This is a genomic window from Bacillus sp. 1A, assembly GCF_052682215.1.
Map to the genome: position 1 here is coordinate 1,662,803 of NZ_JBQYLZ010000001.1, position 12,198 is coordinate 1,675,000.

At 37.0% G+C, this 12,198-nt stretch carries 16 protein-coding genes (1 of these 16 running past the window's edge); 9 read left to right on the top strand and 7 right to left on the bottom strand.

Translation table 11 applies throughout. The annotated features are described in order from the left end of the window. The first annotated feature begins 277 nt into the window (after positions 1–277). Positions 278–901, top strand: a complete 624-nt coding sequence (gene kapD / locus ACUN0F_RS08300) for a 3'-5' exonuclease KapD (RefSeq protein ID WP_000344317.1) — start codon at positions 278–280, stop codon at positions 899–901. 41 nt (positions 902–942) lie between these two features. On the opposite strand, the gene ACUN0F_RS08305 is transcribed toward kapD, so the two are convergent. After that, entirely contained in the window at positions 943–1,326 is a 384-nt protein-coding gene (locus ACUN0F_RS08305; RefSeq protein WP_445539356.1) for a kinase-associated lipoprotein B, read from the bottom strand. 165 nt (positions 1,327–1,491) lie between these two features. Between ACUN0F_RS08305 and ACUN0F_RS08310 the strand changes: the two genes are divergently transcribed. Together ACUN0F_RS08310 and sodC are read left to right on the top strand one after the other, a co-directional pair. Then, positions 1,492–1,668 carry a hypothetical protein gene (locus tag ACUN0F_RS08310; RefSeq protein ID WP_000982764.1) on the top strand — a complete coding sequence of 59 codons (177 nt, stop codon included), beginning with the start codon at positions 1,492–1,494 and terminating at the stop codon, positions 1,666–1,668. A 68-nt stretch (positions 1,669–1,736) separates the two neighbouring features. Then, positions 1,737–2,276, top strand: coding sequence for a superoxide dismutase [Cu-Zn] (sodC, locus tag ACUN0F_RS08315; RefSeq protein ID WP_000746533.1), 540 nt, complete (start codon positions 1,737–1,739; stop codon positions 2,274–2,276). Positions 2,277–2,361: 85 nt separating this feature from the next. Here sodC and ACUN0F_RS08320 read toward each other — a convergent pair whose 3' ends face one another. After that, a complete protein-coding gene (locus ACUN0F_RS08320; RefSeq protein WP_445539357.1) occupies positions 2,362–3,516 on the bottom strand; it encodes a MalY/PatB family protein in 1,155 nt (384 codons plus the stop codon). A gap of 116 nt (positions 3,517–3,632) precedes the next feature. Between ACUN0F_RS08320 and ACUN0F_RS08325 the strand changes: the two genes are divergently transcribed. Next, complete coding sequence (locus ACUN0F_RS08325) at positions 3,633–3,884, top strand: YugE family protein (protein ID WP_000537643.1); 252 nt, start codon at positions 3,633–3,635, stop codon at positions 3,882–3,884. 178 nt (positions 3,885–4,062) lie between these two features. Here the strand turns inward: ACUN0F_RS08325 and ACUN0F_RS08330 are convergent, their stop codons facing one another. Both ACUN0F_RS08330 and ACUN0F_RS08335 read right to left on the bottom strand, forming a co-directional pair. Beyond that, positions 4,063–4,902 carry an alpha/beta fold hydrolase gene (locus ACUN0F_RS08330; RefSeq protein WP_001015207.1) on the bottom strand — a complete coding sequence of 280 codons (840 nt, stop codon included), beginning with the start codon at positions 4,900–4,902 and terminating at the stop codon, positions 4,063–4,065. A 109-nt stretch (positions 4,903–5,011) separates the two neighbouring features. Next, complete coding sequence (locus tag ACUN0F_RS08335; RefSeq protein WP_264463223.1) at positions 5,012–6,004, bottom strand: 2-hydroxyacid dehydrogenase; 993 nt, start codon at positions 6,002–6,004, stop codon at positions 5,012–5,014. A gap of 264 nt (positions 6,005–6,268) precedes the next feature. On the opposite strand from ACUN0F_RS08335, the gene ACUN0F_RS08340 reads away from it, so the two are divergent. From ACUN0F_RS08340 to yugI, 3 genes are all read left to right on the top strand, one after another. Next, positions 6,269–6,766: an Lrp/AsnC family transcriptional regulator gene (locus ACUN0F_RS08340; RefSeq protein ID WP_445539358.1), complete on the top strand. Its 498-nt coding sequence runs from the start codon at positions 6,269–6,271 to the stop codon at positions 6,764–6,766. Further along, positions 6,763–7,953 (top strand): aminotransferase, encoded by a 1,191-nt coding sequence (locus ACUN0F_RS08345; RefSeq protein WP_445539359.1) that lies wholly within the window; start codon positions 6,763–6,765, stop codon positions 7,951–7,953. The genes ACUN0F_RS08340 and ACUN0F_RS08345 overlap by 4 nt, the downstream gene beginning before the upstream one ends. Positions 7,954–8,205: 252 nt before the next feature. Then, positions 8,206–8,550, top strand: a complete 345-nt coding sequence (gene yugI, locus ACUN0F_RS08350) for a S1 domain-containing post-transcriptional regulator GSP13 (protein WP_000003761.1) — start codon at positions 8,206–8,208, stop codon at positions 8,548–8,550. A gap of 112 nt (positions 8,551–8,662) precedes the next feature. Here the strand turns inward: yugI and ACUN0F_RS08355 are convergent, their stop codons facing one another. Continuing rightward, entirely contained in the window at positions 8,663–8,896 is a 234-nt protein-coding gene (locus tag ACUN0F_RS08355; RefSeq protein WP_000105789.1) for a DUF378 domain-containing protein, read from the bottom strand. A gap of 274 nt (positions 8,897–9,170) precedes the next feature. Here ACUN0F_RS08355 and ACUN0F_RS08360 point away from each other — a divergent pair, with 274 nt between their 5' ends. Together ACUN0F_RS08360 and ACUN0F_RS08365 are read left to right on the top strand one after the other, a co-directional pair. Then, positions 9,171–10,523: a glucose-6-phosphate isomerase gene (locus tag ACUN0F_RS08360; RefSeq protein WP_088080754.1), complete on the top strand. Its 1,353-nt coding sequence runs from the start codon at positions 9,171–9,173 to the stop codon at positions 10,521–10,523. Between the two features lie 107 nt (positions 10,524–10,630). Further along, entirely contained in the window at positions 10,631–11,044 is a 414-nt protein-coding gene (locus tag ACUN0F_RS08365) for a YugN-like family protein (protein WP_000612330.1), read from the top strand. On the opposite strand, the gene ACUN0F_RS08370 is transcribed toward ACUN0F_RS08365, so the two are convergent. Both ACUN0F_RS08370 and ACUN0F_RS08375 read right to left on the bottom strand, forming a co-directional pair. Next, a complete protein-coding gene (locus ACUN0F_RS08370; RefSeq protein ID WP_046953603.1) occupies positions 11,031–12,026 on the bottom strand; it encodes a potassium channel family protein in 996 nt (331 codons plus the stop codon). The genes ACUN0F_RS08365 and ACUN0F_RS08370 overlap by 14 nt on opposite strands. A 94-nt stretch (positions 12,027–12,120) precedes the next feature. Beyond that, positions 12,121–12,198, bottom strand: partial view of an MgtC/SapB family protein gene (locus tag ACUN0F_RS08375; protein ID WP_000384160.1) — the 3' portion only. It continues 603 nt past the right edge of the window; 78 of the gene's 681 nt are visible here — the last part of the coding sequence; its start codon lies beyond the right edge, outside the window; its stop codon occupies positions 12,121–12,123.

The following is a 12,198-nucleotide window of genomic DNA, read 5'->3' on the forward strand; positions in this document are numbered from 1 at the left end:
CTTTCATTCACTTTTCTTAGTGTGTCAAAAATTAACTAGATGAAACACACATAACGTCATTATAAATTAGAAAAATGTCGAATGTAAATGAAAGGGCTTATTTTGTTATATTTTCTGCAACTGTTACTTTTTCTTATTTTTAAAAATATTTGCGGGTATTTGACATATATATAAGATACATCCAATCTGAATATTTAAAATGGAATTAGCATTCGAGCTTGTTCGTGTAGGAGTGTCAAATAGAAAGGAATGACAAAGATGATAAGGAAGGGATCGTATGGATGAACAACAATTTTTATTTTTGGATTTTGAGTTTACGATGCCCCAGCACAGAAAAAAACCAAAAGGATTTTTCCCGGAAATCATTGAAGTAGGACTCGTTTCGGTTGTTGGCTGTAAGGTAGAAGACACGTATTCAGCTCATGTTAGGCCGAAAACTTTTCCTTCTTTAACGGATCGATGTAAGAAATTTTTAGGAATTAAACAAGAAGTCGTAGATAAAGGAATTTCGTTTCCAGAACTCGTTGAAAAACTTGCAGAATATGAAAGGAGATGTAAACCAACCATTGTTACGTGGGGAAATATGGATATGAAAGTGTTGAAGCATAATTGTGAAATGGCAAGAGTAGACTTTCCGTTCTTAGGACAGTGTCGTGATTTATCACTTGAGTATAAGAAGTTTTTTGGGGAGAGAAATCAAACAGGATTGTGGAAAGCAATTGAGGCATATGGAAAAGCAGGGACGGGTAAGCATCATTGTGCGCTAGATGATGCGATGACGACGTATAATATTTTTAAATTAGTAGAAAAAGATAAAGAGTATTTAGTGAAACCAGCACCTCCAACGTTAGGAGAACTCGTTGATTTTTCAAAAGTGTTAAAGAAAGTGAGTACACAGTAACGACCAAATTGCACAGTATGTAATTTGGTCGTTTTGTTTTTTTAAAGCTTGTAGTCTCTTTTTAACTGCTCTAATGTTTCTAGACTACGAACCGCAAAGGGTGAATCATCTTCAGAAAATGAATTCATTTGAGTTTCTAATGCTAATTTGAGTGACTCTTTATACTCTGGAATTTCTCCTTCATATTTCTTCACCATTTGCTCCGGAATATTCGTCTGTTCACGGAAAGCTAAAGCACGTCTTTCATGGAAAAATGGTACGTCAGCTTGTTTTACGTTATGTAAGTCACCTTGCACCGGATGTTTTAAAACAGCTAACACTTTTACGACGTAACTGCCAGGACGGCTATTTGTAACTTCGCCGATGTATTTGCCAGTTTTATAAATACCAGTAACGATTTCACCAATTTCAAATGTTTCTCTCATATTTTTCACCTCAAGTTTATAGTAAGGAAAGTGTGCGAAGGAGTCAAAGAAATCATTCGCTTTCGGAATGCCCCCTTGAGAATATGGCTAGGTTCCACTATAATTTTATATTATATAACAGAAAATTCTGATGTTTTTTGAATCCTATAATAAGGAGTGTTCCGTATGATGCCTTTATATTTTCCGGAAGATAAAACAGAATATATTATTCCAGGGATTGTTTGCGTTCTATTTATCATTGGTGCTGTTGCTACGTGGCGTATGTTCATTCGTGTATCAAAACGTGAAGCGGAGCGATTACAGAAAGTTGAAGAAAAACTTTTAGCGGAAAAGAAACGGTAACTCATTTTTGTATGTTTCCCTCTATGCTCGGACAATCTAAGGGCAGAATATATTTTGGAGGGAATAGAATGAAAAAACGGCTTTTTTTAAGTTGTTGTTTATTATTTCTGATGGCAGGTTGTGACCAAGGAAAGCCGAAAGAAATTGACGTGAAATTACATAATGCTTCAGGCGATGAGGTGGGGACTGCGAAAGTAGTGCAGCAAACAAGCGGAGTGAAAATTACGATTAAAGGGGAAGGTTTCGCACCAGGCGCGCACGGACTGCATGTACACGAAATTGGTGAGTGTAAAGCACCACGTTTTGAATCATCTGGTAATCATTTTAATCCTGATAATAAAAAGCATGGACTTCTTAATCCGAAGGGTGCAGAAAACGGTGATTTACCGAACGTAATTGCAGACGGTTCTGGAAAGATTAAAGCAGAAATCGATGCGCCGCACATAACGCTTGAAGAAGGAAAAACGACGATTCATAGAAAAGATGGAGCGTCTATTATTATTACAGAAAACGCTGATGATGGTATGACACAACCGACAGGTAAATCCGGTGATCGAATTGCTTGTGGTGTCATTGTAAAAAAAGCGTCGGATATGAAGAAAAAGTAAAAGCTACCGTGCATGGTAGCTTTTTTTTGTGAAACGTATTTGAAAAGATATTGATAAAGGAGGTTTTCCCGAATTACCTCCTTTCTTATTCTGAAAACGTATGGCGCATTCTATTTAAAATTTCTTCTAAAACAGATCTTGGACAGCCGATGTTAATTCGAATATGTTCTTCGCCGCCTAATCCATATTTCTCACCAGGTTCAACGATGATTTTCCCTTTTTCCTCAAGCAATGTGGTGCGTTCGTTTTGAGAAAGCTGTAGGCGAGAGCAATCAATCCATAATAAAAAGCTACCTTCTGGTTTCGTTACAGAAAGAGCGGGTATGTGATTTTTAATATATTCACAAGCGAATTGAGCGTTATCTTCTATATATAATCGAATTTCATTTAGCCAATCGTTACATTCTGTATAGGCACTTTGCATCGCTGTATAGGCAAATGTATTTAATCCGTGGAAACCTTGTCTATATTGGATAGATATAAAGGTTTGACGGAGTTTTTCGTTTGGAATGATAATAATCGATGCCTGTAATCCAGCGATATTAAATGTTTTACTCGGAGCCATACAAGTAATCGTGCGCGCTGCTAATTCTTCAGATAAAGAAGCAAATGGTGTATGAGTACGATCTCCGTAAATAATATCGGCATGAATTTCATCCGCCACAACGATTACATTATATTTTGTACATAACATACCAAGTTGTGTGAGCTCCTCTTTTGACCAAACACGCCCGATTGGATTGTGAGGACTACAAAGAAGCATGAGTTTGACGCCTTGTTGAAATTGCTTTTCTAAATAATCGAAGTCTATCGCATATGTATCATTTTGTTTCTGTAATGGACTCACACATAATTGTCTATTGTTTGTTGTGACCATTTCGAAAAATGGGGGATAAATAGGTGGTTGTACGAGAACGGATTCGTTTTCCTTTGTGAAGGCCTGTATGCTCGCACTAAGAGCTGGAACGATTCCCGCGCTAAAGACAATCCAATCTTTTTGAATATCCCAGTTGTACTGTTTTTTTGTCCAGTTACAAATAATATCTCCAATATTTTCGGGAGGAAGTGTATAGCCGAAAATAGGATGCTCGATACGTTTCTTTAAAGCAGTCTGAATTGGTTGTGGTACTTCAAAATCCATATCAGCAATCCAAGCATGGAGAAGTTCTTCGTTTTTATACGTATCCCATTTCGTACTATGAGTTCCACGTCGATTGACTGTTTTATGAAATAGTTGCATAAGTTTGCCCCCTTCTTCTGTAAACCGTTAAGTTATGAAAGTTCTCTCTCTTCTTATAGAATAGCTGATGTGATAGGATAAAGAAAAGCATTAAAAAGTGAAAAGGCGGGAAGCGAATGGGTACATATGAAAAGATGATAGAGGTTGTGAAGAATTGGGATCCGTTTCAAATGGGACCGGAATTTTATGAAACAGAAGCGAGCGATGTTGTGAACGTCGTAAGTGTGTTCGACGATCCAAAATACATCGCAAAAAAGATTCAACATATATACTTTATGTCTTTTGAGGAAGTACCTGCGCTTGGAAAATGTGAGAAGTTAGCTGTGGAATTACTTGTAATAAAAGAAGGCGGAAGTTGTTCATTGTAGGCTGTCGGAATTTCCGACAGCCTTTTGCCCCGCATTAACGGGCAGTAAAACTCCCACCTCAAAATTCGGGTAGAGCAAAGAAGTTGGGGGGAGATCCACTGCCCGTAAATGCCCGATTGGTTCAACTAATAATCAGTGGAGGATGAAGCCCCCCCACTGATTAAAGTTTCACTTTACATTATTGCGCAGAAAAAGCGATAATTTCTTCATAAACAAGTTCAGGCTTTTCTTCAGGTAGTAAATGTCCTGTGTTTTCGTAAGAAATAAATTTCGAATTTGGTAAATCTTTGTGTAGCCGATGACCTACATGTACAGGGACGACACGATCTTTTTCACCCCAAATGAGTAGTGTAGGTGTTTCAATTTTTTGTAATTCAGTTGAAGATAAATCACCTTCACGGTCTCTTATCATACGAGTTAAAGCAGGGAATATACGGTTGTCATAAAAAGGAGCGGAGTAACCTTCCTTCATTTCATCGTCAATTAATGAGTGATCATGAACGACATTCATTAGGTTATGAACAATGCCGCGCCGTATAATCCAGTTCTTTACGTATAAATGAAAGAACGGTAAATAAGAAGAGTACAGTAAAGGTAAGGTTGCGCGTGCTAAATAGCTAGAGCTGCATAGTAAAATTGTCTTTGAAATTAATTCAGGGCGTATACGGTTTACATAGAGAGAAATTTGTCCACCCATAGAATGCCCAACTAACACAATATTTGAGAGAGATAAATGTTCAATTAAATCGATAATAACCGTTGCTAAATTATGATAAGAATACTTAAAGAGATGAGACTTATCACTTTTTCCGAACGGTGGCAAATCAAGAGCTAGTACTGTTCCTGCTTTCGATAATAAAGGAATGAGGCGGCGGTAACTGAATGAGGAAGATAAAAAGCCGTGAACGAGTACGAAAGTAGGACGTTCCGTTTTGTTGTCATGTTCATACAATTCGTAATGAATAGTAGTGCCGCGAGTGGAAAAAGTGAAATAAGGACAAGTATATTCGTGATTCATTTTTTGTCACTCCATTGATTTTTGTTCATATCATCTCCAAGGCAGAAAAAAATATGTTAACAAAAAAAGGCAAGATGACGATGTCATCTTGCCTTTCGTTTATTCATCATTACCCGCGAACAATATTAGGCGGTGTTTTTCCTTGTAACACTGCAACTAAATTTTCAGCGGCTGTCATAGCCATTTGCTGCCTAGTTTTTAACGTTGCAGATCCAATATGCGGTAAAGTCACGACATTTTGTAATGATAAGAGCGGATTATCTTTTTGAATCGGCTCTTGTGTAAACGTATCAATGCCTGCTGCAAAGATTTTCTTTTCTGTTAACGCTTGGATTAACGCTTCTTCATCTACTGTTTTTCCGCGAGAGGCATTAATGAGGATTGCTGTTTCTTTCATTAATGAAAATTCCTTTTCTCCGATAAGATGATACGTTTCATCTGTTAATGGAGTAAGAAGAACAATAAAATCAGATTGTTTGAGTAACGTCTGTAAATCACAATATGTAGCATCGAATTTTTGTTCAGCTTCTTCTTTACGGCGACGGTTATAATACAGAACATTCATATCAAATCCGAATTTCGCTCGTTTTGCAACGGCTTCTCCAATTCGCCCCATTCCGATAATACCGATTGTACTATGGTGTACATCCAGCCCGAAGTGCTCTTTTCCAATTTCGGCATTCCATTCACCATTTTTTACGTAGGAGTCGAGTTCGCAAACGCGGCGACCAGCAGATAACATAAGAGCGAAAACAAGGTCCGCTACTGTATCATCTAATACATATGGTGTATTCGTTCCGATTACATTTCGCTTTTCCATCGCTTGTAAATCAAAATTATCGTAACCGACAGAAATGTTGCTTACTACTTTTAAGTTAGGAGCTACATTTAATAATTCTTCATTAATAGCAGATCCGAAATTTAATAAGCCATCTTTATCTTGTATTTTCTCCAATAGGACATCACGAGGTACCTTCTCATTTTGCTCCCATTTTTCATAATCACAGTGTTCTGATAAATAGTTTTCTACAAATGTTGGAACTGGTTCAGCAATATAAACTTTTGGTTTCACGGTTCCATCCCCTTTCGCTTTATCACGCATTTCCCGCTGATTAAAGTTTCACTTTACCCCGCTTTAACGAGCAGTAAGACTCCCACCTAAAAAGACGGCTGAGGCAAAGAAGTGAGGTGGGAGATCAACTGCTCGTAAAAGCCCGATTGGTTCAACTAATAATCAGCGGGGTGAAGCATTCCGCTGATTAAAGTTTCACTTTATTTTGACATAATTCACTAAAAAAATCTTCTTTTCAAACTGGAAAGGGTATTTGTATAATTTAGACACAACCGAAAAGGAAGGATGATTTATATGGTGACAGAAAAGGAATTAGAATTATTAGCTTGTCTTGAAAAAAGTAGTCGATTATCTGTAGATACATTAGCGAAGCTGTTAAATATAGAAGTAAAAGAAGTAAAGAAGATGGTTGAAAAATTAGAAGCGGAAAAGATTATTGTGGATTATGTAACGCATATCGATTGGACGAAGGTAAAAGAACATACAGGTTTAACGGCGATGATCGATGTGAAAGTTACGCCAAAGCGCGGCGTTGGGTTCGATGCGGTTGCTGAACAAATTTATCGTTATTCAGAAGTGAAATCTGTGTATTTAATGTCAGGGACATACGATCTTTCTATTACATTAGAAGGAAAGACAATGGGAGAAGTAGCGATGTTTGTTTCTGAGAAATTAGCAACAATTGAATCTGTCGTTTCTACAACAACGCATTTCATTTTGAAAAAGTATAAACATGAGGGAATTATTTACGAAAAAAACGATGATGATAAGCGCATTTTGGTGACACCATGAAGCAATTTGAACTATCTAGAACGGCAGAATCTTTACAACCATCTGGTATTCGAAAGTTTTTCGATTTAGCAGCAAATATGAAAGGTGTTATTTCTCTTGGAGTAGGAGAGCCTGACTTTGTTACACCTTGGAATGTAAGGCAAGCATGCATCCGTTCTTTAGAACAAGGATATACGTCATATACAGCAAATGCAGGATTATTGGAACTTCGTCAAGAAATAGCAAAGTATCTAAAAAAACAATTTGCAGTATCTTATGATCCGAACGATGAAATCATTGTTACAGTTGGAGCGAGTCAGGCGTTAGATGTAGCGATGCGCGCCATTATAAATCCTGATGATGAAGTACTCATTATTGAACCAAGTTTCGTTTCTTATGCACCGCTTGTGACATTAACTGGAGGAGTTCCGGTTCCTGTGGCAACGACTTTAGAAAAAGAGTTTAAAGTACAACCAGAACAAATTGAAGCAGCTATTACAGCGAAAACAAAGGCAATTTTGCTTTGTTCACCAAATAACCCAACAGGTGCAATGTTAAATAAATCCGAGCTTGAAGAAATAGCAGTGATTGTTGAAAAGTACAATTTAATCGTATTATCTGATGAAATTTATGCAGAGCTTGTATACGACGAAGTATATACAAGTTTCGCGAGTATTAAAAATATGCGCGAGCATACAATTTTAATTTCGGGATTTTCAAAAGGGTTTGCGATGACAGGATGGCGTCTCGGTATGATTGCAGCTCCTGTTCAATTTTCGGAATTAATGCTCAAAATTCATCAATATTCCATGATGTGTGCACCGACAATGTCTCAGTTCGCAGCACTTGAAGCGTTACGCGCGGGGAATGATGAAGTAATTCGGATGAGAGATAGTTATAAGAAACGCCGTAATTTTATGACGACATCGTTTAATGAAATGGGTTTAACGTGTCATGTGCCGGGCGGAGCATTTTATGTCTTTCCTTCTATTTCTTCAACGGGACTATCTTCGGCAGAATTTGCAGAACGGTTATTATTAGAAGAAAAGGTGGCTGTTGTACCTGGAAGTGTATTTGGCGAAAGTGGTGAAGGATTTATTCGTTGCTCGTATGCAACATCGCTTGAACAACTTATGGAAGCAATGAAGAGAATGGAACGGTTTATAGAAAATAAAAAAAGGACAAAACATAATACGTTTTGTCCATAAAAGGGGGGGAATACTAGAAAGCCATGTGTTAGTATTCTATCCCAATATTAGAAAATTATACGTACTCTAGGAAATTTTTCATTAATTTTGAATGAGTTCTGTCATAGTGGTATAATTTACCGATATAAGGTATGCGTATCCTGAGTAGCTTTACTTAGGGTACATACTAACTAATCGGATATTTAACAATAAATCATCTGCTTTGCTATCTACAATTGTAGAGAAAATGGTAAACGTATGGGAGTGTTTCATATGTCAGAACAATATACAACTGGAGTGGTTGTAACAGGGAAAGTGACTGGGATTCAAGATTACGGAGCATTTGTAGCGTTAGATGCAGAAACACAAGGGCTTGTGCATATATCTGAAATTACAAATGGATATGTAAAGGATATTCATGACTTTTTAAAAATCGGCGATACAGTAGAAGTAAAAGTACTTTCAATTGATGAAGAACACAGAAAAATGAGTTTATCGTTAAAAGCGGCGAGAAGAAAACAAGGGCGGATTCTTATACCGAATCCATCTGAGAACGGATTTAATACGCTGCGAGAAAAGCTAACCGAATGGATTGAAGAGTCCGAGTTAACAAAGTAAAAGAGGAGCGCATATGAGCGTTCCTCTTTTACTTTATCTTATGATATATATTTGCAAATATGATTGCATGCAATCATATTCGTATGTCGGAGGTGAAGTAAGGACATACTGACTAGCGAATTTCGTTCGTTTCTGGGTGAGTGCCAAGATTTTCTGATGGTTTAAAGAGTAAACCAAGATTGATAAGCCCAGAAATACCAACGATGCCGTAAATAATACGGGAAAGAGCTGAATTTTGTCCACCGAAAATGGCTGCCACTAAGTCAAACTGGAAGAACCCGATTAGTCCCCAGTTCACAGCGCCAATTACAGTAAAGACTAATGCGATACGTTGCAGAGTACTCATGAAAAAGCCCCCCTTAATTGTGAAGCATGAGCAAGCGATGAGTTAATTAACTCCTTTATAGAATGGCGTAGTTATGTTGTTTTTATACATAAAAAATATAAGAAAAAGGATGTATATACATCTATACCGAAAAATGCGAATTTTTATGCAAAAAATGAACTTTTTCTAAAAAATATATATTGGTTACGTTTACAATGGTTGAATCGCTTGATTTACAACTTCAGTTTCGCTAAAGTGAATACAGAAATACATATACATTATTGGAGGGAAAAAGATGAGTACACATGTAACGTTCGACTATTCTAAAGCGTTATCCTTCATCGGTGAACATGAAATCACTTATTTACGTGATGCAGTGAAAGTAACACATCATGCAATCCACGAAAAAACTGGAGCTGGGAACGATTTCCTTGGGTGGGTAGACCTTCCGCTTCAATATGACAAAGAAGAATTTGCTCGCATTCAAAAATGCGCAGAAAAAATTAAAAATGACTCTGACATTTTACTTGTTGTAGGTATCGGTGGTTCTTACCTAGGAGCACGTGCAGCAATCGAAATGTTAAACCATTCTTTCTACAACACGCTATCTAAAGAACAACGTAAAACTCCACAAGTGCTATTTGTTGGACAAAACATTAGCTCCACTTACATGAAAGATTTAATGGACGTATTAGAAGGTAAAGACTTCTCTATTAACGTTATTTCCAAATCAGGTACAACAACAGAGCCGGCACTAGCATTCCGTATTTTCCGTAAGTTATTAGAAGAAAAGTATGGAAAAGAAGAAGCCCGTAAACGTATTTATGCAACGACAGATAAAGCACGTGGTGCATTAAAAACGTTAGCTGATAACGAAGGTTACGAAACATTCGTTATTCCAGATGATGTTGGAGGACGTTTCTCTGTATTAACGCCAGTTGGTTTATTACCAATCGCAGTAAGTGGCTTAAATATTGAAGAGATGATGAAAGGTGCAGCTGCTGGTCATGATGACTTCGGTGCATCAGAACTAGAAGAAAACCCAGCTTACCAATACGCAGTAGTTCGTAACGCTTTATACAATAAAGGAAAAACAATTGAAATGCTTGTTAACTATGAGCCAGCACTTCAATACTTCTCTGAATGGTGGAAACAGTTATTTGGCGAAAGTGAAGGAAAAGATCAAAAAGGTATTTTCCCATCTTCAGCAAACTTCTCAACTGACTTACACTCATTAGGTCAATACGTTCAAGAAGGTCGTCGTGACTTATTCGAAACAGTTCTGAAAGTAGGTAAATCTACACATGAACTAACAATCGAATCAGAAGAAAACGATTTAGATGGATTAAACTACCTTGCTGGTGAAACTGTAGACTTCGTAAACACGAAAGCATATGAAGGTACATTACTTGCGCATAGCGATGGTGGCGTACCAAACTTAATCGTAAATATCCCTGAATTAAATGAGTACACATTCGGTTACCTTGTATACTTCTTCGAAAAAGCATGTGCGATGAGCGGCTACTTATTAGGCGTAAATCCATTTGACCAACCAGGAGTAGAAGCATACAAGAAAAACATGTTTGCTTTACTTGGTAAACCAGGATTTGAAGAGTTAAAAGCAGAATTAGAAGAGCGTTTAAAATAATAAAAAGCGACCGGAATCCGGTCGCTTTTTATTATTTTATCGAAAAGTCCATCGGTATATTCAAACTAGAGTGGGTATGCTAAAGAAAAAGTCTAGGAGGGATGGGCTTGATTCCGATTCAATCAAATTTAGAAGGACGTACATATGCGTTATATAAGTTAGAAGAGATAATGAAGCCACTTGGGTATAATATTGGTGGCAATTGGGATTACGATAAAGGATGCTTTGATTACAAAATCGATGAAGAAGATGGATATCAATTTCTGCGAGTGCCATTTACAGCAGTGAATGGCGAATTAGATGTGCCTGGTGTAATAGTCCGTCTTGGAACGCCTTATATTCTTTCGCACGTATATCAAGACGAACTAGATGATCACGTAAATACTTTAACGGCTGGAACGAGTGGAATGGATCAATTTGCTGAGCCGAAAGATCCAGATGGAGATGTGAAAAGAAAATATATCAATATTGGGAAAGTGCTCATGCAGGAACTAGAAAAACATTTTCTTAATGGTGAATAACAATGAGTATGTCGCTTTCAATGAGAACAAAGGAATGGACTGGATTAATCATATATTGTTCGTCGCGTTTTATACCTAGTAAGAGAATATTTTGCTTTAAAAGAGTATAGCTACAATTTGCAAAAGTTTGTCCAGTGCAGGAAGGATAAAGCTCCATCAGTTGAAATTTGTTATCAGAGATTTCATCGTAAAGTGAGAATAGTACGCCTGAAATGGAAGGGAATAAAAGAGAAGCGGTAAATACGTAGCTCGTTAATTTATTTCCTTCTATAATTTCTGATACACCAGCTCTAGTTGCATTTTGTATTTGTTCAGAAGTAAGAAGTTCAGCGATGCAGTGAATGTTTGGATTAAGACCTTTTGCAGTTAAAATATTTAAAATGGACTGTGTATCTGCTAAGCTTTCATTTTTTTCTTTATCAGCTGTTATTAATATAGTGTGAGCCGTTGTAATATTAGCTTTTAATAAAGTTTGATCGTGATGCGGGCAACCCTTTATAAATTCTAAATGATGAAATGGTTTTGGAAGTAAAGAAAGTGTTTCATCAATTAAAACGATATCAAGGTTCGGTTGTAAGATGTGCATTTGTTTTACAACATGTTTTGCCCGTTCATTCCAACCCACGATAATCATATGACCGTTAGAGGTAGCTGCTTCTTCTCCTTTAATTTTCATATATTGTTTATTAATCATATCAGTGGCGAACAGAACCATATAATAAGAACAAAAACCGGTTCCAAATAAAATAATACCCATACCGATAAGTTTGCCTATTAGTGTATGCGGGGCAAAGTCACCATAGCCAACGGTGAAAATGGTAACGATTGACCACCAAACTCCATCAAACCATGTGGTGAAGTGCGATGGCTCTAATCTATGTATAAGGAAGCCAGAAAAAGCAGTAAGTACAACAATAAAGCAAACTAAACGAAAAATAATGGAATCACGAAATGTATCTACTAAATTTGGACGGGATTTCAAACTCTTATTCCTCCTTACTTTGCAGGGCTACATTCATTGTTACCATTATAGAAAAAAGAAAAACTCTCTAATTTAAAAGAGAGTTTGTTTTACATTACATACTTTCTAATTCAGTTTGTTGGACACTTTCAAGATGCTGGAGGGCGTAGTAAACATCAGCAGTATGCCTTTT